This window comes from Litoreibacter sp. JB4-2 (assembly GCF_055693445.1).
Genome location: NZ_CM146334.1, coordinates 2,228,328 through 2,250,064, shown reverse-complemented (window position 1 = coordinate 2,250,064; position 21,737 = coordinate 2,228,328). Strand labels below are relative to the sequence as shown.

The following is a 21,737-nucleotide window of genomic DNA, read 5'->3' as shown; positions in this document are numbered from 1 at the left end:
TTACAGGCTGGGGTTTTTCATTTTGTGATGGGCCGTCCGTTTAGTAGTTCCACAAGGTTCCGTCTTTGAGGCGCACAACCGGGTGGCTTCCGGGTTTGTAGGAATATTGCGCGGCTTCCGCTTCGTTGAAATCGACGCCGAGACCGGGGGCGTCGCTGACGTGGAACGCCCCGTCTTTGGCGCTGTGCTCGGATGGAAACAGGGCGTCGCAAGCATCGGTGCCGAGGACAAGATATTCCTGAATGCCAAAATTTGGCGCCCATGCGTTCAGATGCGCCTGGGCGGCCATCGAGATCGGTGAGTGGCTGGGGGCGCCGTGAAACCCGGTGCGAACATGATGCATGCCCGCCAGATCGACGATCCTGCGGGTTGGCGTGATGCCACCGGCATATGTGACGGCGACGCGGATGAAATCGATCAGCTCTTCTTCGATCAGTTTGTTACACTGCCAGATCGAATTGAACACTTCGCCAATCGCGATAGGGGTAGTCGCGTGCTGGCGGATCAGGCGTAGGGCGTCCTGATCTTCTGCAGGTGTCGGGTCTTCGAGCCAGAACAGCCGAACAGGCTCAACCGCTTTGGCGAACTCCGCCGCCTCGCGTGGGGTTAACCGGTGATGGACGTCGTGCAGAATCTGCAGGTCATCCCCGAAACGCGCACGGATATCGGCCAACGCGCCGGGCATGTAGCGCATGTAAAGGTCAGTATCCCAAATTTCGGTCTTGGGCCGGATGCCGGAAAAGTCAGTCATGTAGTCCTTACGCCCGTGTTTGGCGTCAGGCGTCGCATAGCTGGCCGTGGGCATGCCGGGAATGCCGCATTGAACGCGCACCGCTGTGTAGCCCTGTTCGACATAGCCGGCGACGCTGTCCATCAGATCTTCGAGATCACTGCCGGCGGCATGGGCATAGAGCAGCGCGCTGTCGCGGCTTTTGCCACCGAGCAGGTCATAAACGGGCAGCCCTGCGAGCTTGCCCTTGATGTCCCAGAGCGCCATGTCAATCGCCCCGATTGCGGCCATGGCGATTGGCCCGCCCCGGAAATAGGCGCCGCGATAGAAATATTGCCAGATGTCTTCGCTTTTGCGCGGGTCCATCCCGATCAAGGCGGGGATTAGGTAGTCCGTGAGATAGGCCGCGGGCAGTGTTTCACGATTGTTGAGCGTGGCATCACCCAAACCGTAGACGCCCTGATCGGTGAAGATTTTGAGCGTGACGTAGTTTTTGCCGGGCCCGCCGACAAACACTTTGGCATCTGTGATCTTCATGGCGTGTCGCCTCCTTCGATTGTGCCGCCTGATTGGCGTTCCCAGAATTCGGCATAGAGGCCGTCTTGCCGCAATAGCGCATCATGGCGACCTTCTTCGCGAATGCGCCCTTCATCCATCACAACAATGCGGTCCAGTTCTGTCACCGTGGACAGGCGATGCGCGATTGCGATGACCGTTTTGCCCTTCATCACCTCATGCAAGGCGGCCTGAATTTCAGCCTCAACCGTGCTGTCGAGCGCGCTTGTCGCCTCATCCAGGATCATGATCGGCGCGTTTTTGAGGATCACGCGCGCCAAGGCGATGCGCTGCCTTTGGCCGCCGGATAGTTTTACGCCGCGTTCGCCGACATGGGCATCATAGCCGCTGCGCCCTTTTGAATCCTTCAACTCGAGAATGAAGTCATGTGCACGGGCCTGTCGGGCGGCCTGTTCGATGTCGCTTTGGGACGCATCAGTTTGACCCAATGCGATATTGTCACGCACGGAACGGTTCAAAAGCGCTGCTTGCTGGCTGACCATCCCAATGGCGTGGCGCAGGCTTTCGGGGTGAACGGTCGCGGTGTCCTGACCGTCGATCAATATCCGCCCCCGTTCGGCGGCATGAAAGCGCAAGATCAGATTGACGAGCGTTGATTTGCCAGCCCCGGACGGGCCCACCAGCCCGATCTTTTCTCCGGGGGCAATGGACAGGTCTATGTGGTCGAGCCCGCCTTTTTCATTGCCATAGTGATGCCCAATACCCTCAATCTCTATTGCGCCTTTGGTGATCTGCAGCTCAGGGGCGCTTCTATCGTAGTCGATGGCCAAGGGCTGGCTGAGCGTTTGCAACGCCTCACGGACGGAGCCGACTTGCTGAAAGATTGACCAGATCGCTTCCATCACCCAATCGGCGAGCGTCGTAATTCTGAGCGATAAAGCGACCGCCGCGCTAACCAATCCAATGCTGGCAGCGCCGCTTGACCAAAGCCAGATGCCGTAGCCCACGAAACCCACGATGATGATGCTTTCAAGCAAAACGGTTACCGTGCGCATGCCGACGCTGATCTGGCGGGCGTAGAAAAGCTTGGCGCGGGTCTGTTCCAGCGCGTTGCGGTGATCGGCCTCAAGTTCGGTACGTTTGGCAAACAGGCTGACCGTGTCGAAATTGGTAAACACATCGACGACCCGGCCCAGAAGGGTCGATTTCGTCGCCATGAAATCTTCCATCGCCTGCACCATGCGCGGGACAATCCAGATCATCAGGCCAAAATAGAGCGCCAGCCACAGCAGCAAAGGCGCGGCCAGCCGCAAATCGGTGCCTGCCATGAAGGTCACAATGCCGATCATGTAGACCGCGCCAAAGGCGACGGCGTTCAGCGCATGGAAAATGACATCGGTCGCATAATTGCCCATCAGGACGAGGCGCGAGGCGGTCTTGCCGGCCAGATCTTCCTGAAACCAACCCACCGACTGACGGGTCAGGTGGTCATGGGCGCGCCAGCGAAACAGGTTGGCTGCGTTGCATTGCAGGCCAATGTCGTTCATCGCCAGCCGGCAGAACTGAGCGGCCGGGCGCAGGATCATAAGCATCAATGCCGCAATGATCAGACTGCCGCCGTGATCAGCCCAAATCTGACCGGGTGTGCTGGCAATGAGCATGTCGATCAACCGGCCCGCAAAGCTGATCAACCAAACCTCGATACTGGCGGCGATGACCGTCATCATGAGGCTGCACAGGATCACCCAGCGCAACGGAAAGAGATGCGCGCGCAGGTAGGGCCAAACGCTTGCGGATTGCACCGCGCCGTCGCTGTGAACGTAGGGATCGACCATGTTCAGGGCGATGCGGGTCACACGGTCATAGGCACGGTGCAAAACAGATCCCCTCATGACGCGACATCCGCCCGTTTCCATGCGCCACGCCAGAGCCTGCGGTGGAACAGCGGGAATTTCAGCAGCTCTTCCCAGAACAAAAGTGAGAGCACCCATAGGGCGGGAAGCTCCAAATAGAGAACGGCAAGAGCCGTTGCAGGCACCCGAAAGAGCCATTGCGTCCAGACGAAAAGATGCATGACGTAGATCGTATCACCGCTGGCGCGCAGTGTATTGCCACAGATTGCGTTGGATTGTTTGGGGAAGGGCAGGACGATCAAAACAACCGCGAAGCCTGCCAAAATGCTGCGGGTTTGTGCGCCTAGTGCGGGGTAAAGCAACGGCGATGCAAGGCAGATCACCATGTAGACCAGCGCGACCAGTGCCGCCGCGATAAAGGACGCGCGCCATGCGGAGGACAGGAAACCGTCTAGCTCTGCCTCTGTGCGGCGCTCGCCCAAAAGCTGGGCGACCAATATGCCTGTGGCTTGCGCCCATTGCATGCCGATTGTTCCGGCCACCATGACCCAAGGCATGATCAATGTCATAGCCGCGAATGCTGCGATGCTCATTTGCGCATAGATCAACATGCAAACCCGCGCGGCGTAGTTTGCGCTGACGAAGGTCACGGCGATGGGCCAGGAAAATGCGACGTGACGCTTTAGCGACGCGGTGAATGTGCCATTGCGCCAGCCCGCGACGGCACGCAGCGCCCCGTCAGTGCGGTTCAGCTGAACGACCAGGTAAAGCGCTTGAAGGGCGACCGCCGCAGCACTGCCAATGGCGGCCCCCGTGATGCCGAGCGCAGGGGCGCCCCAGAGCCCGTGGATCAGCGCGACGCTGACCAAAATATTGATGGGCACGGAGGCGCAATATCCATAGAGCGGCAGTTTCGCACGCCCGCAGCCGTTGAAGTGGCTGGCCAGATTCTGGCCGACGGCCTCTGCCAGAATAACGATTGCGAAGACCGACAAATATGACCAGGCGAGGTCTGCAATTTCTGCGGTTGGCGCGGTTGCACCAAGGATAGCACGGCCAAAGAAGACGATCACAAACACACCGAGCAAGCCAATGCCCAGCCCGATACATAAGCCGGAGGCAAGGACCGACTTTCGAAACACGGCATCCCCTGTTCCGAAAGCTTGGGCCGTGCGCAATTGCAGTGCATTCGAAAACGCGAAGATCGCGCCTGAGACCAGCCCGCCAATCGCCGCGGCCAACCCCATGGCTGCCAAAGACGTTTCCCCAAGGGCGGAGACCAGCACCCCATCAATCACCACTGTGCCGTGCAAGAACATAGCCTTCAGCGTCATCGGCCATGCCAGTGAGACAACCTGCCTGGCGCCGGGAGCCGGACTAGGAGGCAGGGTATCTGAGAGTGTCGTCATGATGTCGGTCCGGGTCCTTCGAGGCATGCTCGACGGGATCAAAACCCGACGTAGTCAAGAACGGGCACGCTCAAAGTAATTTGCGTTGGATTGGGAGATCCGCTCGATGGTTTCATCAATGCGGGACAGATGTACGGCGCAGGCACGCACCGCGGCATCCGCGTCATGGTTTTTGACGGCCTCAGCAATGGCGCGGTGATCGTCAATCAGATCGGGCACGCGTTGCTCTTTGGACAGGCCCAAGACGCAAAGCCGGTCGACCTTGGCTTTTTCTTCAAGGATGACGTCGAATGCGTAGTCGGCCTCAGCAATCGTGCAAAGGGTTTGGTGAAACGCGTAGTCCAATTTGCCAAATTTATTATTGTCCATGGACTCGAGCAGTGCGGTTTGCTTGGCTATTTCGGCGTCAAGCGCATCGGCGCCGGCGGGTGTGCATAGCTTTGCCGCGCGGCGTATCACCTCTGTGTCTATGGCGAACCGCACGAAACGGGCTTTTTCGATATCGCGCATGGAAAAGCGCCGCACTTCGGTGGCGCGCTGCGGGCGGATTAGAAGCAGGTCGAGATTGGCCAGACGGTTAAATGCATCACGGACTGGCTGTCGCGAGACGCCGAACCGCGCCGCAATCTCTGCCTCTGAGATACGATCGCCGGGTTTCAGTTCCAGCGAGCCGATCTCTGCATGCAACGCATCAAAGATGTCATCGACGCTGGTACGCCGTTCACCGAGTTGAGTTGCTTGTACCATGATCCTGTTCCTTACACGGAGATCGGCCTTGATGTTAGCAATAAAAAAATCGAACACCAGACTAGTATCCCAGAAAATAGACTAGTATACCAGTTGCTATGCGTTCGATTCGTGGAGGTTTCGAGCGGGGCGTTGAGGGAGGCACAATGGCCGGCGTTAAACTGGATGGCATCGTTAAAGCCTATGGCGCGCTTCAGGTCGTGCATGGCATCGATCTTGAGGTAAATGAACGGGAGTTTGTGGTCCTTGTGGGCCCGTCTGGCTGCGGTAAATCCACTACGTTGCGGATGGTTGCCGGGCTTGAGGAAATCACGGCTGGCGATGTGACCATCGACGGGCGGCGGGTCAACCGGATCGCCCCCAAAGACCGCGACGTGGCGATGGTGTTCCAAAATTACGCGCTCTACCCACATCTCAACGTGGCTGACAATATGGCCTTTGGATTGCGCATCCGCCGGATGCCCAAGGCCGAGATTAAGACAACAATTGACGAAGTGGCGCAAATTCTTGGGCTGACCGAGTATCTGGACCGTCGCCCGGCGGATCTATCTGGTGGCCAGCGGCAGCGTGTTGCGATGGGCCGCGCCATCGTGCGCCACCCCAAAGTGTTCCTGTTTGACGAGCCTCTGTCCAACCTGGATGCGAAGCTGCGCACCCAGATGCGCGCAGAGATCAAACGCCTGCACAACCGGCTTGGTGTGACGTCGATCTACGTGACCCATGATCAGGTTGAAGCGATGACGCTGGCAGACAGGATTGTCGTCATGAATGACGGCCGGATTGAGCAGGTTGGAACGCCGATGGAGCTGTTTAACAACCCGGTCAACACGTTTGTGGCAGGCTTCCTTGGCTCGCCCCCGATGAACCAGGTCAAAGGCGTTTTGACGGAGACGGGCGCCCGGATCGGCGACAGCGAAATCAGACTTGATGCAAACATCAATGGTCAGGCCGGGCGCGCCGTGATTGTTGGTATCCGCCCCGAACATGTCAGCCTGAGCGCGGGCGATCAAACCTCGCCCTTGCCGGTGGATTTGGACCTTGTCGAGCCGCTTGGTTCTGAGGCGCTTCTTCATGCGCGGTTTGGCGATGAACCGGTGGTGTTCAAGACAGAAACCGGCGGTGATATCGCGCAGTTTTCTGGCGTCGATCATGTTCATGTTCCTGCGTCGGCGGTCAAAATTTTTGACGCCGAGAACGGGCAAGCCTTGAGCCTGGGGGCCTAAGGATATGGCGGATCAGACATCCTCCGCCGTTGGTATGAAAACTCAGGACCACATCGTCCAAGACGGGCGCTGGGTGCGCATCATCGACCATTTCAAACGCGAATGGCAGATTTACGTGATGCTATTGCCGATGATCATCTGGTTCGTCGTGTTTTTGTATAAGCCGATGTACGGGCTGCAGGTGGCCTTCAAAGACTATTCGATCTTCCGCGGCGTTGCGGGCAGCCCCTGGGTCGGGTTTGAGCATTTCGAGACGTTGGTCAATAGTGACCAATTTGGCCGCGCGCTTAAAAACACGTTTATGATCAGTATGTTGAGCCTATGTTTCGGCTTCCCTGTACCGATCATATTGGCGCTGATGTTCAACGAGATCACGAACCAGCTGTTCAAACGCACCTCGCAGACCATTGTGTATCTGCCGCATTTCATCTCGACGGTGATTATCGCGGGTATTGTGATTACGGCGTTTTCGCCGTCGGCCGGGATCGTGAACCAGTTCCTGCAATGGCTGGGGCTCGATCCGATTTACTTCCTGATCAAGCCGGAATGGTTCCGTCCGATCTTCATCGGCTCTGGTATCTGGCAAGAGGCGGGTTTCTCGTCGATTGTGTTTCTGGCGGCGATTGCCGGGGTGAACCCGTCGCTTTACGAATCCGCTGTGATTGATGGGGCCAGCCGGTGGCAGATGATGTGGAAGATCACGTTGCCGTCTATTCTGCCCACAATCATCATCATGCTGATCATCCGCATCGGGAACCTTTTGGAAGTCGGATTTGAGCTGATCATTTTGCTCTATCAGCCCGCCACCTACGAGACCGCCGACGTCATCAACACGTTCATCTACCGCCAAGGTATTCAGGGCGCGCAATATGACCTTGCGGCTGCGGCGGGTCTGTTCAACGCGGTCGTGGCCTTCGTGCTGGTGATGACGGCGAACACCGTCTCGCGGCGGCTGTCAAACACGTCGCTGTGGTGAGGGGGAACAGGCAATGGCAAACATGAATCTCTACTCTCGCGGCGACAAAATGTTCGTGCGGCTGAACATGCTGCTGATCGCGATCTTCACGATTTCGACCCTGTATCCGTTCATCTATATCGCCGCCGTCTCGATGAGCGAGGGATCAGCGGCGAGCGCGGGGACGGTGTTCTGGCGGCCCATCGGGTTGACGCTTGCGGCTTATGAATACGTGCTGTCTGAGCCGCTGTTCTGGTCGTCTTACCGCAACACCTTCATCTACACGTTCGGCGGCACCTTTGTGAGCATGCTGATCATTGTGCCGGGCGCCTACGCATTGTCGAAACCGCAGCTGTTTGGGAGACGCTATTTCAACCTGTTTGTGGCCTTCACCATGTGGTTCAACGCAGGCCTGATCCCGTTCTTCCTGAACATGCGCGACCTGAACCTGATGGATAGCTACTTTGGTCTGATCATCGCCTTTGCCTGCAACGCCTTCAACATCATCTTGCTGCGCAACTTCTTCGAGTCGATCCCGCAGTCTTTTGAGGAAGCCGCGCGCATGGACGGGGCGAATGAATTTCAGGTGCTGTGGAAAGTCTACATGCCGCTGTCAAAACCCGCGCTGGCGACGATCATTCTGTTTTGCATGGTGGCGCGCTGGAACGGCTTTTTCTGGGCGATGGTCTTGCTGAAAGATGAACAGAAAATCCCGCTTCAGGTCTATCTGCGGCAGGTCATCGCCACTCTTGCCGATGATGAGGAGTTCGGGCTGTCGATCATCGAAGCGTCCTATTCGGTCGAAACGGTGACGGCAGCGATCATGGTCTGTTCGATCATCCCGGTGATGATCTTTTACCCGTTCATTCAAAAGTACTTCAACAAGGGCATCATGCTTGGTGGTGTCAAAGAATAACGACCCAAGAAATGAAAGCGTAAAAGGGAGGAAATTATGCGCATTCTAACAGTCCTGGCGGCGACCTTGCTGTCGACCTCACTCACCGCGCCCGCGGTTGCGGATGGTCATCTGAAAATCACGGATGAGCCTGTCGAGTTCACCGTACACCTGCACAACAAGCGTTATTTCTATGACGAAAACTGGCCTGTCGAGCAAGCCGCACGCGCGCTGACCGGCGTCTCGCTGAAAGGCGCGACCTTCGGCACCAATACGCCAAGCTCGAAAGAGGCGCATAACCTTATGCTGGCCTCGGGCGAAATCCCGCATATCGTTGGTGGCGACAAGATCAAAGACATGGTCAACGAATATGGTCCCCAAGGCGCCTTCGTTCCGCTCAATGATCTGATCGACGAGCACGCGCCAAATATCAAAGCGTTCTTTGAGAAATATCCTGAAAAGCAGGCGGCCGTGCAGTCTTTTGACGGCAACCTGTACTACATCCCGTATCTGCCAGATGGCAAATATGGCCGGGCCTATTGGATGCGCCAGGACTGGCTTGATGCGCTGGGACTGGAAGTGCCCAACAACGTCGATGAGCTTTATGAAGTTCTGACCGCGTTCCGCAACAATGATCCAAATGGCAATGGCAAAAAGGACGAAGTCCCGTTCTTCGCGCGCCAATGGCCAGAGTTGCTGCGCCTTGTGACGCTTTGGGATGGCCGGTCGTCCGGGTCAGACACCTACCACGACTTCGTCGTTATCGATGGTAAGGTTACCCATGGCTATGCTGGCGAAGGCTACCGCGAAGGTATCAAGAACATCGCGAAATGGTATGAAGAGGGTCTGATCGACGCTGAAGTTTTCACGCGCGGCTCATCTGCTCGGGAATATCTTCTGTCCGAAAACCTTGGCGGTATGACCCATGATTGGTTCGCGTCAACATCGGGCTACAACCCGAAACTGCGTGACAAGATCGAAGGGTTTGACCTGGCGGTTATTGCGCCACCTGCGTCGATCTCCGGCGTTCGCATGGCCGAACATCGCCGCATTCCGGTGAAACCAGATGGCTGGGCGATCGCGCACACCAACCCTGATCCGGTCACGACCATCAAGTATTTTGACTTCTACTTCACCGAGGAAGGTCGCCGTCTGGCCAATTTCGGGATCGAAGGCGAGCAATACGACATGGTCGATGGCAAGCCGATCTTCAAGAAAGAGTTCATGGAAGCCGGTCCGGTGAACAGCCAGCTATACCAAGTCGGCAGTCAGGTTCAGCGCGGTTATTTCCAGGATTTCGACTATGAAATCCAGTGGACAAACCCGAGCGCGCTGAAAGGCATCGAGCTATATGACGCGGGCGATTACCTAGTACCCCAATTCCTGGGCGTGGCGTTCAACGAAGAAGAGCAGGGCGTCTACGACAAGAAATGGAGCCAGGTTCGCGACTACATGCTTGAGAAGCAGCAAGCTTGGGTGCTTGGATCCGCTGACATCGAAGCGGAGTGGGATGACTACCTCGCAACGCTCGACAAAATGGGCTTCAACGACGTTCTCGCGGCGATGAATTCAGCCTATGCGCGCCAATACGGCGGTTAAGCAAACGACAGGAGCGGCCGTATCCTTGGCCGCTCCAACCCTTTTTCCACACCACTAGATGATGAGCATCCTCATGCCGGGCGACGCACTTCCTATGCTTGATGAACCCAAAGCGGGCCGTTTGACCATTGAATATGGACCGACCAGCGATACGGATGTGACGGAAAACCCGCCGCGCTTTACATGGTTGCCGGTGATTGATGATGACGCGCGCTATGTGCTGCGCGTCTCTGCTGACCCTGCCTTTCCGAAAGGCAAAACGCAGGTCTTTGAGAACCTGCCGCTGAATTTCTTCACGCCGGATACGCTGTTTGAGCCCGGCGACTATCACTGGTCCTACGCGACTTGGGGGCCTGAGACCAAGGGCGCGTCCAGCGCTTGGAGCAGCACGCGCAGCTTTACATTGGGTGCGGGTCTTGCCGAAACGCCGCTGCCAAGTCGTGCGGACCGTTTGGCGCAATCGCCAATGACGCATCCACGGCTTTGGATGACCCAAGACCGTTTAGGCGACTTCAAAGCCGCCGTGACCAAAGACCCAAGCCATTGCACATGGTCGACGTTCTACGAAAAATCCGTTCTGCCATGGATGGACCGCGATGTGATGACGGAGCCCGCGGGCTACCCGGATCATAAACGCGTGGCCGCCGTCTGGCGCCAGACCTATATCGACCTGCAAGAGCTATGGTACGCGATCAGGCACTTGGCGATTGGCGGCAAAGTCACCGATGATGCTGAGATGACCGCCCGCGCCAAGGCGTGGCTGTTGGAAGCCGCCAGTTGGGACCCGATGGGCGTGACGTCGCGCGCCTATACCGACGAATGGGCATATCGTGTCTGCAACGCGCTGGCTTGGGGCTATGACTGGCTTTATGACGATCTGACAGATGAAGAGCGTGAAACTGTGCGCGCGGCGCTACTCGAACGCACGCGCGACATTGCCGAACATGCGATCCTGAACGCCAAGATCCATCTGTTTCCCTATGACAGCCATGCCGTGCGATCCGTCTCGCTGACGATCCTGCCGGCCTGTATCGCGCTTTTGGGGGACGCGGATGAGGCCGAAGACTGGCTGCATTATTGCGTCGAATTCCTGGCCAACCCCTACACCCCGTGGGGTGACAGCGATGGCGGCTGGGCCGAGGGCACGCATTATTGGATGATGGGGATCGCCTATCTGATCGACGCCGCGAACCGGTTGAAATCCTACACCGGCATCGACCTGTATAAGCGGCCCTTCTTCCAGAATACCGGTGATTTTCCGCTGTATTGCAAAGCGCCCAACACGCGGCGCGGCACGTTTGGCGATGACAGCACGATGGGTGACTATGCCTGCATCAAGACGGGCCTGAACCTGCGCCAGTTTGCGGGCGCCACCGGCAAGGGCGCCTATCAATGGTATTGCGACGAGAATCTGCGCCTGAACCCAGGCACCGAGATGGCGTTCTACAATTGGGGCTGGTGGGACACGAATTTTGACGAGCTTGTCTTTCAAACCGATTTCCCGGTGATTGAGGCCACGCCACCCGAAAGCGGGTTGCGTCACTTTAAGGGCATCGGCTGGGTCGGCGTTCAGCACGCGATGGACGACCCGGATGCGCATATTCAGTTTGTGTTCAAATCCTCACCATTCGGCTCGATCAGTCACAGTCATGGCGATCAAAACGCGTTTTGCATGTCGGCTTTTGGCGAAGATATGGCGATCCAATCCGGCCACTACGTCGCGTTCAATTCATCCATGCACCGCAATTGGCGCAGACAAACGCGGTCCAAAAACGCGGTCCTGATCAACGGCAAAGGCCAATACGCCGAAAAAGACAAATCCAAAGCCATGGCGGCGACAGGCCGGATCATCGCTGCGGAACAGCGCGAGGATCATATCTTCATCCATGGCGACGCGACCGCCGCTTATCAAAGCCTCTCACCCGAGGTGACCCTGGCCGAGCGCGAGATTTACTTCGTGCGCAACAGCTATTTCGTCTTCATCGACAAAATCGACGCCGAGACGCCCGTGACGGTCGACTGGCTGCTGCACGCGAACGCCCCCTTTGAGCTAGGAAAAACCTCGTTCCGCAATACAGGCGAGCGCGCGGGTTTCTACGGCCAGGTCGTCTGGTCGGAAGGCGGCAAGCCCGAGATGTCGCAATTCACGGATTTCCCGGATGTTGACCCGGTCGACTACGAAGGCCTGCCGGTCAGCACCTGCCTGACCGCCCGTTACCCAGCCGCCACACGGCACCGGATCGCCACGCTTTTGGTGCCTTACAAACTGGATGCGCCAAAGCGGATTTTCAACTTCATGGATGATCAGGGGTACGACGCTGATCTCTATTTCACAGACGCCGACGAGAACACCTTCAAAGTGGTGCTCAAGAAATTGGCCAACACTTAAGTAAGAGGGACTGACATGAAACTGACTGGGAAAACCGCGATTGTCACAGGCGGCGGGCGTGACATTGGGGCTGCGGCTGCGCTGAAACTTGCGTCTGAAGGTGCCAATATTGCCATCAGCTATTTCGCAAGTTCTGCGGGTGCCGATGACGTGGTTGCAAAAATCGAAGCATCGGGTGGAAAAGCCGTGGCTGTGCAAGCGGATCTCAGCACGCAAGAAGGCGTGGACGCTTTAGTTGGCAAGACTGTTGAGACCTTTGGCGGTATTGACGTGTTGGTGAACAATGCTGGCGGGTTGGTCGAACGCCAGAAGATCGCTGACATGTCACTCGCGCATTGGAACACGGTGCTTGATCTGAACCTGACATCGACCTTCATGATGACGCATGCCGTTTTGCAGCACATGAAAACGGGCACAATCGTAAATCTCGCCTCGCAAGCTGGGCGCGATGGCGGCGGGCCGGGCGCTGTGCCTTATGCCACCTCGAAAGGGGCGGTGATGACGATGACGCGCGGGCTGGCCAAAGAGCTCGGGCCCGATATTCGCGTCAATGCGCTGTGTCCCGGCATGATCGACACCGATTTTCACAACATCCATACGCCGGATGCGGGCCGGCGCGGGTTTGAAGCGGCGGCGCCGGTAAAGCGTCAGGGCAATGTCGATGACGCAGCCAATCTGGTGCTGTTTCTAGCCTGCGATGAAAGCGCCTTCATCACGGGCGCCAATATCGATATCAACGGCGGTATGCTGTTTTCATAATTTGGAGGCCGAAATGTCCGATTTTCCAATCGTAGAAACCGGGGAAAACGTGACCCGGCAGGTTCTGTCAGATCATTCGGATTTGATGGTCGTCGCCTTCCGGTTTGGGGCCGAAGGCGCGGAGGGCGCGCTGCATAACCATCCGCATGTGCAATCGACCTATGTTGAAAGCGGCCGGTTTCGTTTCACGCTTGGCGAAGAGCAGCGCGATGTGGGCCCGGGCGACAGTTTCGTTGTCCCCACCATGATGACGCATGGATGCGTGTGCCTTGAACCCGGGACCCTCATTGACAGTTTCACGCCGCGCCGTGACGACTTTCTGTAGGGCTTTCGGGGTCGCGGTTTTCGCAATCTGAAAGTCAGGACGCGGCGAATTTGCAAGCGACCGACGCTTAGTGCCGTGCCATCAGAAATGAGACCTGGCGCGCAAGCGAGCCGGGCATGCTTTTCAGTGCTTTGGTGCGTTCATTGGGCGCCAGGTTCACAATTTGCCGCGTCAGGACAGCAGGGTGTTCATCAGACATGCCCTCAGGCGACCAGGAAGGGATGTCCTTTTGCAAGGCGCCCAGCACTTTCTGCTTCGCGTCTAGAATACGGTCGCCATCACTGGGCACGGGCGTATTGCGCGTGCGTTTGGGAGGGGCGTTCTTTGGTTCTGGCAGAAACTCCAGCAACGCACGTACACCTCGTTCACGTGTTTTAGGATCAAGCATGCGGCCCGCTTTATTGCTGTCTGCCGCGATCTGGCTCAGCTCCGTTGCCAGCTTTTTTCCCAGTTGCGTTTCGCCTAGGTTTGGAAACACATCGAGGATCAACCTCGCCTTTTCATTTGGGCTGAGACGGTCCGATGGTCTGGATTCTATCGGCATGAAATCAACTCCGGTCTAAAAATAGCTCCGCACCAGGGCGGATGCGATCAGGCTCCACCCATCGGCGACGGCAAAGAAGGCAAGTTTGAACGGCAAGGAGATAATGGCCGGCGGCACCATCATCATCCCCATCGACATTAGGACGGCAGCGACCACAAGGTCGATGATCAGGAAGGGCAGGAATATCAGAAAGCCGATTTGGAAGGCACGCTCGATTTCGCTCAACATGAAAGAGGGGATAAGCAGCGAAAGTGGCGCTTCTGTCGGGCTCGTCACAAGCGTATCGGGGCGCAGGTCCGCAAGTGCTGCGAACGTGTCGGGATCAAGCCGCGCAGCCATAAAGGTCCTGAACGGGCCCAATGTGCGCAAAAAGGCGTCCTCAATCTCGATATCACCGTCAGTTAGCGGTTTTAGCCCCTGCTGCCAGGCCGCCTGAAAGACCGGGTCCATGACAAAATATGTCAGGAAAAGCGCAAGCGAAATGATCAGCATATTGGGCGGCGCTTGCTGCAATCCTATGGCCTGCCGCAGGATCGACAAGACCGTAACGATGAAGGGAAAACAGGTGATCATGATGGCGATGCCGGGCGCGAGGCTCAGCAACGTGACCAACGCGATCAACTGCAAGGCCCGGGCGCTTAGCGAGCCCTCATCGCCAAAATTCAACGCGATATCCTGCGCCGTGGCAGGCGATGCCAAAAGGACAAATCCGACGACAACCAGACCTAGTTTTGTGACGATAGACACAACCGGTCTAGGTTTGATCGAAGATTTGATTGATCCGCACAGCGACGCCGCCGGCATCCCCATTCTCGACCTCTTCCAGCACGCCTTCTGCGACGAGCCGGTTGCCGACATAAAGGCTCACCGGATCATCAATGCTGCAATCCAGCGGGAACACTGAATCGACGGCCATTTTACTGAGCTCATTCATCGGCACTTTCGCTTTGCCCAATGCGACGGTGACTTCGATCTTGACGGAACGCAAAATCGCCTCGCCACTAGAGGTTTCTGTCGCACTATCCATGGTTGCGGACCTCAATTTCTGTACTGCTGAAAAAGCTTTCCATCGCATTTTGTATGCGTGTGACGGCGGCATCCATATCGACGCTGGTCATCCCGTCGGAAAACCGAAGTTGGACCTGAGACGCTGTCAGTGTTTCTTCCGGTTTGATCTGGATCGGTGCTTTGGAATGTTCCTCGATCTGCTTTGAAAGATGCTGAGCTGTCGCCGGTGCGCAGTAAATCTCGATCGAAGCATCCATTTTAGAAGCCATCTTATCCAGCTCTTCCTGGACCAACGGTACCAACGCGTGTTGCGCTGCTGCAGGCAACACTGCGCCCATCACCGCTTCCAAAAGCGGTTTGAAGGAATTCATGATGTGTTGGCGCGCCTCAAAATAGGTAAAGTCGAGTTCTTGAAGCGCAGCCGCGCAATCGGCCTTGGCCTTTTGGTCACTCGACTTTGCCTCCTTTACGGCGTCTTCCCAGCCAGCGTGATAGCCTTTGTCAAAACCTGTCTTTTCAATGGCTTTTACGGATGCGGGGTCTGAATTGCCTTGCGAAATTTGCTGCGCAACCGCGAAGTCTTCAAGCTGTAAAACCTGTCCCATTATGCTGTCCCCTCCGGTGTCTCAATCCATCCACGCAGAATTTCCACGGTCTCGTCCTGGCGCTCATCAATCAGCGCTTTGAGCCGTTCGACGGGGTCTTGTGACAGGTCAGATTTTGGGATTTGAGTCAGCGCCGAGGTCTGTTGAGCCAACGGCTCGCTACTCGCGACCGGCGGTTGGATTTCACCGGTCAGTGCAGGCTCACCAGTGGGCAGAGCGTTGGCTGAGGCCACGGTCAATGCCGGATCGGGCTTGGCCAAAGCGCCGACCACGATCGGGCGTAAGACGAACAGGCCCAGGATCAAAACCACAGCCGCAGTCACGCCAAGCTGCGCGATTTTCATTACGTCCAGCTGACGACCAGTGGCCCATCCGGCTGCAGCCGCGTCGCCAGTAACCTCGATCGGGGCTGGCAGTTCCATAGACCGGATGGTCACGCTGTCACCACGTTCAGCGTCGAAACCGATGGCCGATTTTACCAATTCCTCCAGCATGGCGAGTTCATTGTCCGGGCGCGGTGACCAAACCGTATCGCCTGCGTCACTTTCCTGCGGAATGCCGTCGACAAGCACCGCCACACTGATGCGTTTTATCGAACCTGGTGTCTTGCGCAGCTCACGCGTTGTCTCCGACAGCTCGTAGTTGATCGTTTCTTGCGTTTCCGAACCCTGGCTTTGCGACTGGTCGCCGCCCGCAGCATCGCCATCTGGCAGGTTTGAAGCTACCGTGACATCGCCGCCTGCAGCATTTTGGCTGGTATTGGACGTCTCTTGCGTTTGGGTGCTGACGACGACGCGTCCTTCGGGGTCAAAGCGGCGTTCTTTGATAATCTCATCATCAGTCAGGGTCTCTACGTTGACCTCAACGACGGCTTTTCCGGTGCCTGTCCGCGCCTGTATGATACGCTCGACATTGCGCTTAAGAATGGCGGCGCGATCCAGACCCATTTGATGTGGTGTCGCAGTGTCGTCTTGCAGAATAACGGTGCCCAGATCGGCGTTGATGATCGAAACATTGGCCGGTTGAAGCCCTGACACGGCAGAGGCGACCAGGAAGCGGATGGCCTCAGCGGATCTCGTTTGAAATGCCTGTTCCCGCGCCCCGCAAAGATACCGATGCAGTAGCCGCCGCAGATTTGCGGAACGGGGAGGAGTCGTTTTGCGCGATATGAACACGCGCGGCCGTGATATTTGGATTGGCGAGGATTGTGCGTGCCAATTCGCCTTCCTTGGCGCGTATATAGGCCGCGTCGAACATTTGCGACGTGGTCCCAAAACCGGAAAGATTGTCGAGAAGCTCATATCCATTGACTTCGCCGGTCGGAAGACCTTCAGCCGCGAGCGTCAAACGCAGCGCATCGCGCATCGTTGTATCGACATAGATCGCCGAATTTCGGACGTCATATTGGACGCCCTGCGCATCCAGCGCCGCCAAAACCTCACCCGAGGCTTTTTGCCCGAGACCGCTATAAAGCAGCGCGTAATTTGGCTGCGCCGCCATTCTGCTCAAAAAAATCACCCCGAAAACGACAATCAGCGTTGCGCCGATCACCGTGATCCGGCGCCGATTGTCGAGCTGGTACCAAGTATTCATAAACTGTTGCACTTCTTGCCCCTGATTCTGGACGCGCCCTTCTGGCCGGTACCCCCAATTAGATCGAGCAGGCTTAACAATCGGTTAGCCAGTTGGCGGCTATAGGACAAAAAGTGAACTTCATGAGAGATTCGAATGTCCGAAGAAGAAACAACCGAAGAAGAGCCACCGAAAAAGGGCAAGAAAGGGCTTTTGATAGGTCTTGTACTTGCTGTGCTAGGCGGCGGCGGGGCGTTTTACGCTGTTTTCAGTGGCATGATCCTCGCGCCTGAAAGCGAGGTGGTCGAAGCGGAGCCGGTGTTGGAACAGACGGAACTGGCAACTTTTGTACCGATCGAGCCCATGATGATTTCACTTGGTCGCACCGCGCAGCATACGTTGCGGTTTCAGGCGCAGCTGGAAGTGAATTCGGAAACGAAGGCAGAGGTCGAGAACGTCATGCCGCGCATCGTTGATGTGTTGAATGGGTATTTGCGGGCGGTCGATTTGCAGGAAATCAAAGACCCGGCCGCCCTGATCAGGCTGCGCGGCCAAATGCTGCGCCGGATCGAGCTCGTGACCGGTAAAGGGCATGTCAAAGATTTGCTCATCACCGAATTTGTTTTCACCTAGTGGTGGTTGGAATGGAATATATCTCAGATATCTTGTTGGGTCTCGGCGCGTTAGCCGCGGCATTTTATTGTGTTGTTTTATCAAGGAAATTAAACCGGCTCAGCGGTTTGGATCAGGAATTAGGCACCGCAATTGCGCTCTTGTCGCAACAGGTCGATGAGATGACGAAGGTGTTGCAAGACGCCCAGACATCAGCCGACGCGGCCCGAACTGAGCTTACCGAAATCACCGAACGCGCCGAACATGTGGCCTTGCAACTGAACGCGACGACACCGCCCGTTGAGCCTGCCTTTGCGACAGCCGCAATAGCAGAGCCGCCCGCGCTTCAAGAAACGGGCATCGAGGCCAGCCCTGATGAAGGCGGCCTGACCGAAGGCGCACCGTCCCTGTTCTTAAGACATTCGCAGGCCGCACAATGAAAAACGCAAAGAAAAGCAGGCTCTCGTTTGGGGCCCTCCCTTGTATTGTGGCACTTCTGGTTTTGTCGGGCGGCTTTCGTATTGGCGGCATTGGCCTCGCGGTTGCCAATGAGACACCCGAAAGCACTGTCGCTGAGTTTGCCGATGATACCCAGCAGTGTGAGGTCGGCCCAGACAACCGCGCATTGTTGGATAGAATATCTCAACGGATGATTGAACTTGATACGCGCGAACTTGCCTTGTCGAAACGCGCGGAAGATTTGAATGCCGCAAAAGTTTTGATTGAAAAAAACCTGGCAAGACTGGCCCAAGCGGAAGAGACGCTCGCAAATACTATCGCGAAGGTAGATGGCGCATCTGAAGGGGATTTAGGCCGCCTCACAACGGTTTACGAATCCATGAAACCCAAGCAGGCCGCGGCATTATTCGAACAAATGGAAGCAAATTTTGCGGCCGGATTTTTGGGGCGCATGAACCCGCAAGCCGCGGCAAGCATCATGTCAAACCTACCAACGGACAAAGGCTATGCGATCAGCGTTGTCCTGGCGGGCCGAAACGCCCTTGCCCCCGTGGAATGATCAAACCCAACTGTCTTAACTTACGAGTGAAATTCGAATGATTGGTATTGTCGGCATAATTATCGTTTTCGTCATGGTGTTCGGCGGGTATATCGCCGCTGGCGGGAAAATGGGTATTATTATCAAAGCCTTGCCTTTTGAGATGACGATGATCGGGGGGCGGCTCTAGGCGCGTTTGTGATCGGCAACGATATGTCAGGGATCAAACATACGGCCAAAGATATCGGCAAGGTTTTCAAAGGGCCAAAATGGGCAAAGTCTGACTATCAAGACCTACTGTGCCTTTTATACGAACTGATCCGAATAGCCCGGAAAAACCCGGTTGAGTTGGAACCACATATCGAAGCCCCTGAAGATAGTGCGATTTTTGCGCGGTATCCAAAAATCCAGGGTGATCGCGAATCCGTCGAACTGATTTGTGATACTTTGCGGTCCGCCGGAATGAACTATGATGACCCACATCAGGTTGAAGAAGTTCTCGAAAAGCGCCTTGAAGCCAACCAACATCACGCCTTGCATTCAAGCCATGCTCTGCAGACCATCGCCGATGGTCTACCTGCGCTAGGCATCGTTGCTGCGGTTTTGGGTGTTATCAAGACCATGGGCTCCATCGACCAACCCCCTGAGGTTCTGGGCAAGCTCATCGGTGGCGCGCTGGTAGGTACCTTTCTGGGCGTTTTCCTTGCATATGGTTTCTTCGGCCCCTTCGCGGCAAAAGTGAAAACGATTACCGAACAAGATGGTCAATTTCACCTGTTGATCCGGGAGGTGCTCGTCGCAAACTTACACAATCATGCGGTAAATATTTGTATCGAAGTCGGACGGCAAAATACGCCGGGTCATGTGCGCCCAAGTTTCAGTGACCTTGAACAAGCTTTGAAAGAAACCAAACAGGCCGCGGCATGATGAGAATTCTGTTCCTTGTGGGTCTTATGTTTGGGGCTTCCATCGGGCCAGTTTCGTCTGAAGTGTTTGTAAAATCAGGCAGCCATCCGGGGTTCGACCGGCTGGTGATCTATCTGGATCAAGACCAAGATTGGAATATAGAACAGTTTGACGGCCAGCACGTCTTCACCGCCTCAGGTGTCACAGACGGGTTTGGGATTGAGAATGTTTATCCAACGATCGGTCGCGGGCGAATGCGGTCATTGAGAAGCAATCGCGACAGTATCGATATTGAAATCGGTTGCGACTGTCGCCTCGTCGCCAATGAGCTAGCAACAGGGCAGGTTGTGATTGACGTTTTTGGCGAACCCGACCTGTCGGACTCTGGTCGCCCAAGCCCGGATAGCGCGGCGTCAACACTGCCGTTCGGCGGACAAAAACCTGTACGCAGCCCTGAGGCAGAAAGAGACATTGCCGAATTCCGAAAGAGACTTCTGACAGACCTTGGTCGTTCTGTGAATCTATCCATTCTCGAAGTGCAGCAAAAGACTGATGATGGGGAAGTGAAGCAAGAAAAACGCCCCCCTTCGGTATTCGACCGTTTGCGTGCCACCGAACGCATCCGCCTATATAACGCCATAGAAGAAGCACGTGGTTTGGCGGCGATTGCCCGGGTGGAACCAAAGCAAGCCCAATGTCCCAACCCTTCATTTTTTGCAGTCGAAAGCTGGGGAACAGAAGATGCGTTTTCAGAGCACATCGCACAACTGAACTTGGGCCTGATCGATGAATTTGACGGGCTGCGGCAACTGGTAATGCGTGATTTGACGCGTGCCTATATCTATTATGGGCTTGCCCCCGAAGCCCGTGCTGTACTGCTACAAGCCAGTTTTCCAGACCAGGATCGCGATCTGTTGAGCGCGATGATTTCGATACTGGGTGCCGATCAAGCTGCCGCAGTTCCTCACTTGGAAGATTTTCAACATTGCGTCGGGTCAATCACACCCTGGATGATTTTGGACGACCCAAGACGGGCCAACTTAAGCAATGAGACGCGCCAAATACTCGTTTCGGAGTTTTCCAACTGGCCAGATACATTGGTTGAGCAATTGGGCCCGCGACTTATTCAAGCTGTGACCGGACGTGGGTTTTCGACGACGGCGTCGGTATTGGAGAGTTTGCTCAAAGGAAACATGTTGGAAGACGCACTTCAGGAAATGAAGCTTACGAGCCTATCTGCGTCAGAACTTTTCGATATTGCAAATTCCGGCGGCGATTTGTCGGCGAATGCGCTCAACCTCTATCTGGAACGCGCCATCGAACAACGGCTTTCAATTTCAGAAGAAACGCTCGAACTTGCCGCGGCTTTTGAGTTTGAAACCAAAGGCTTGGAGATTTCAGAGCTGCTACTAAAAAATCGAATAAAAGCCCTAGCCTACCTTGGCGAAAACGCTGCTATGATCGAGGCTTTGAATGAATTCGTTACGACTAAGGATCAAGACGCAGAACCTTTGCTCAATGACGTTGTTTACCTTGTTCTGCGAAATGAGGATTCCGAGCAGCTGGCTCTTTTCGCGGAATATGTGAAACGTAGTGGTGCGTTCACGCGATTGAGCGCCAAAAACCAAGTCGATGTCGTGTCGGGCCTTGTGGATTTGGGGTTGCCAAGTTTGGCACAGGGTTTTGTCGATACTCTTTCTTACGGTGCTGGCAGATCGAACTACGTTGCAAAAATAGGCTTGAGCGTAGGAGACGCCTCAAAGGTTCGATCCGCATTGATCAATGTGTCGTCCCAAGACCTTCGGGAACGATCCGCTGAATTCTTACTTAACACAGATGCTGCAGATGATTTGCCTGCCGAAGTGATTGATGAACTGCCCCGCACGCTCCTGGACAGGATGGCTTATTCACGCTCAGAATGGTCTGATGTTGAGTTGGACGGGCGAGAGAAGTCACTGGCGTCAGCGATACTTGAAGCAGAAATTTCCGACCTGCAGGACACGCCACTGACGATGGCGCGGGAAATGTCTGAACAAAGCCGAGCAGGGCGTACTTTGATCAGCGAAATGATTTCCGAACCTCTGCCGTAGAGA

Annotated in this window: 21 protein-coding genes and 1 pseudogene; 12 read left to right on the top strand and 10 right to left on the bottom strand. The window is 55.9% G+C overall.

Going from position 1 to position 21,737, the window contains the following annotated elements; translation table 11 throughout:
* Positions 1-40: 40 nt before the first annotated feature.
* From manD to ACZ1G7_RS11200, 4 genes are all read right to left on the bottom strand, one after another.
* Positions 41-1,267 carry a D-mannonate dehydratase ManD gene (gene manD, locus ACZ1G7_RS11215; RefSeq protein ID WP_472659493.1) on the bottom strand — a complete coding sequence of 409 codons (1,227 nt, stop codon included), beginning with the start codon at positions 1,265-1,267 and terminating at the stop codon, positions 41-43.
* On the bottom strand, positions 1,264-3,138 hold the full coding sequence (locus ACZ1G7_RS11210) for an ABC transporter ATP-binding protein (RefSeq protein ID WP_472659492.1): 1,875 nt from the start codon (positions 3,136-3,138) through the stop codon (positions 1,264-1,266). The genes manD and ACZ1G7_RS11210 overlap by 4 nt, the downstream gene beginning before the upstream one ends.
* Positions 3,135-4,433 (bottom strand): MATE family efflux transporter, encoded by a 1,299-nt coding sequence (locus tag ACZ1G7_RS11205; RefSeq protein WP_472659491.1) that lies wholly within the window; start codon positions 4,431-4,433, stop codon positions 3,135-3,137. The genes ACZ1G7_RS11210 and ACZ1G7_RS11205 overlap by 4 nt, the downstream gene beginning before the upstream one ends.
* A gap of 129 nt (positions 4,434-4,562) precedes the next feature.
* The gene (locus tag ACZ1G7_RS11200; RefSeq protein WP_472659490.1) at positions 4,563-5,255 is read right to left on the bottom strand and encodes a GntR family transcriptional regulator; all 693 of its coding nucleotides are present in this window, start codon (positions 5,253-5,255) and stop codon (positions 4,563-4,565) included.
* 146 nt (positions 5,256-5,401) lie between these two features.
* Between ACZ1G7_RS11200 and ACZ1G7_RS11195 the strand changes: the two genes are divergently transcribed.
* From ACZ1G7_RS11195 to ACZ1G7_RS11165, 7 genes are all read left to right on the top strand, one after another.
* Positions 5,402-6,478, top strand: coding sequence for an ABC transporter ATP-binding protein (locus ACZ1G7_RS11195; RefSeq protein ID WP_472659489.1), 1,077 nt, complete (start codon positions 5,402-5,404; stop codon positions 6,476-6,478).
* Positions 6,479-6,482: 4 nt separating this feature from the next.
* Positions 6,483-7,454, top strand: coding sequence for an ABC transporter permease (locus ACZ1G7_RS11190; protein ID WP_472659488.1), 972 nt, complete (start codon positions 6,483-6,485; stop codon positions 7,452-7,454).
* Between the two features lie 13 nt (positions 7,455-7,467).
* On the top strand, positions 7,468-8,349 hold the full coding sequence (locus ACZ1G7_RS11185) for a carbohydrate ABC transporter permease (protein WP_472659487.1): 882 nt from the start codon (positions 7,468-7,470) through the stop codon (positions 8,347-8,349).
* A gap of 36 nt (positions 8,350-8,385) precedes the next feature.
* A complete protein-coding gene (locus ACZ1G7_RS11180) occupies positions 8,386-9,927 on the top strand; it encodes a type 2 periplasmic-binding domain-containing protein (protein WP_472659486.1) in 1,542 nt (513 codons plus the stop codon).
* A 94-nt stretch (positions 9,928-10,021) separates the two neighbouring features.
* A complete protein-coding gene (locus ACZ1G7_RS11175) occupies positions 10,022-12,316 on the top strand; it encodes a DUF4962 domain-containing protein (protein ID WP_472659485.1) in 2,295 nt (764 codons plus the stop codon).
* A 15-nt stretch (positions 12,317-12,331) separates the two neighbouring features.
* Entirely contained in the window at positions 12,332-13,075 is a 744-nt protein-coding gene (locus tag ACZ1G7_RS11170; protein ID WP_472659484.1) for an SDR family NAD(P)-dependent oxidoreductase, read from the top strand.
* Positions 13,076-13,088: 13 nt separating this feature from the next.
* Positions 13,089-13,400 (top strand): cupin domain-containing protein, encoded by a 312-nt coding sequence (locus ACZ1G7_RS11165; RefSeq protein WP_472659483.1) that lies wholly within the window; start codon positions 13,089-13,091, stop codon positions 13,398-13,400.
* A gap of 67 nt (positions 13,401-13,467) precedes the next feature.
* Here ACZ1G7_RS11165 and ACZ1G7_RS11160 read toward each other — a convergent pair whose 3' ends face one another.
* The 6 genes from ACZ1G7_RS11160 to ACZ1G7_RS11135 are packed head-to-tail and all read right to left on the bottom strand — an operon-like array spanning position 13,468 to position 17,150.
* Complete coding sequence (locus ACZ1G7_RS11160) at positions 13,468-13,944, bottom strand: hypothetical protein (RefSeq protein ID WP_472659482.1); 477 nt, start codon at positions 13,942-13,944, stop codon at positions 13,468-13,470.
* A gap of 15 nt (positions 13,945-13,959) precedes the next feature.
* Positions 13,960-14,691, bottom strand: coding sequence for a flagellar type III secretion system pore protein FliP (gene fliP / locus ACZ1G7_RS11155; protein ID WP_472659481.1), 732 nt, complete (start codon positions 14,689-14,691; stop codon positions 13,960-13,962).
* 7 nt (positions 14,692-14,698) lie between these two features.
* Positions 14,699-14,971, bottom strand: coding sequence for a FliM/FliN family flagellar motor switch protein (locus ACZ1G7_RS11150; RefSeq protein WP_472659480.1), 273 nt, complete (start codon positions 14,969-14,971; stop codon positions 14,699-14,701).
* Positions 14,964-15,557: a FliH/SctL family protein gene (locus ACZ1G7_RS11145; RefSeq protein WP_472659479.1), complete on the bottom strand. Its 594-nt coding sequence runs from the start codon at positions 15,555-15,557 to the stop codon at positions 14,964-14,966. The genes ACZ1G7_RS11150 and ACZ1G7_RS11145 overlap by 8 nt, the downstream gene beginning before the upstream one ends.
* Positions 15,557-16,594 (bottom strand): flagellar M-ring protein FliF C-terminal domain-containing protein, encoded by a 1,038-nt coding sequence (locus tag ACZ1G7_RS11140; RefSeq protein ID WP_472659478.1) that lies wholly within the window; start codon positions 16,592-16,594, stop codon positions 15,557-15,559. Before ACZ1G7_RS11140 ends, ACZ1G7_RS11145 begins: the two co-directional genes overlap by 1 nt.
* 28 nt (positions 16,595-16,622) lie before the next feature.
* Positions 16,623-17,150, bottom strand: coding sequence for a hypothetical protein (locus ACZ1G7_RS11135; protein WP_472659477.1), 528 nt, complete (start codon positions 17,148-17,150; stop codon positions 16,623-16,625).
* 135 nt (positions 17,151-17,285) lie between these two features.
* Here ACZ1G7_RS11135 and ACZ1G7_RS11130 point away from each other — a divergent pair, with 135 nt between their 5' ends.
* The 5 genes and pseudogenes from ACZ1G7_RS11130 (at position 17,286) to ACZ1G7_RS11110 (ending at position 21,734) form a co-directional block, all read left to right on the top strand.
* Positions 17,286-17,762: a flagellar basal body-associated FliL family protein gene (locus ACZ1G7_RS11130; protein ID WP_472659476.1), complete on the top strand. Its 477-nt coding sequence runs from the start codon at positions 17,286-17,288 to the stop codon at positions 17,760-17,762.
* A gap of 107 nt (positions 17,763-17,869) precedes the next feature.
* Positions 17,870-18,181: a hypothetical protein gene (locus ACZ1G7_RS11125; protein ID WP_472659475.1), complete on the top strand. Its 312-nt coding sequence runs from the start codon at positions 17,870-17,872 to the stop codon at positions 18,179-18,181.
* A 47-nt stretch (positions 18,182-18,228) separates the two neighbouring features.
* A complete protein-coding gene (locus ACZ1G7_RS11120) occupies positions 18,229-18,759 on the top strand; it encodes a MotE family protein (protein WP_472659474.1) in 531 nt (176 codons plus the stop codon).
* A gap of 37 nt (positions 18,760-18,796) precedes the next feature.
* Positions 18,797-19,665 (top strand): annotated as a pseudogene (gene motA / locus ACZ1G7_RS11115) (flagellar motor stator protein MotA).
* Entirely contained in the window at positions 19,662-21,734 is a 2,073-nt protein-coding gene (locus tag ACZ1G7_RS11110) for a hypothetical protein (RefSeq protein WP_472659473.1), read from the top strand. Before motA ends, ACZ1G7_RS11110 begins: the two are co-directional and overlap by 4 nt.
* Positions 21,735-21,737 lie beyond the last annotated feature (3 nt).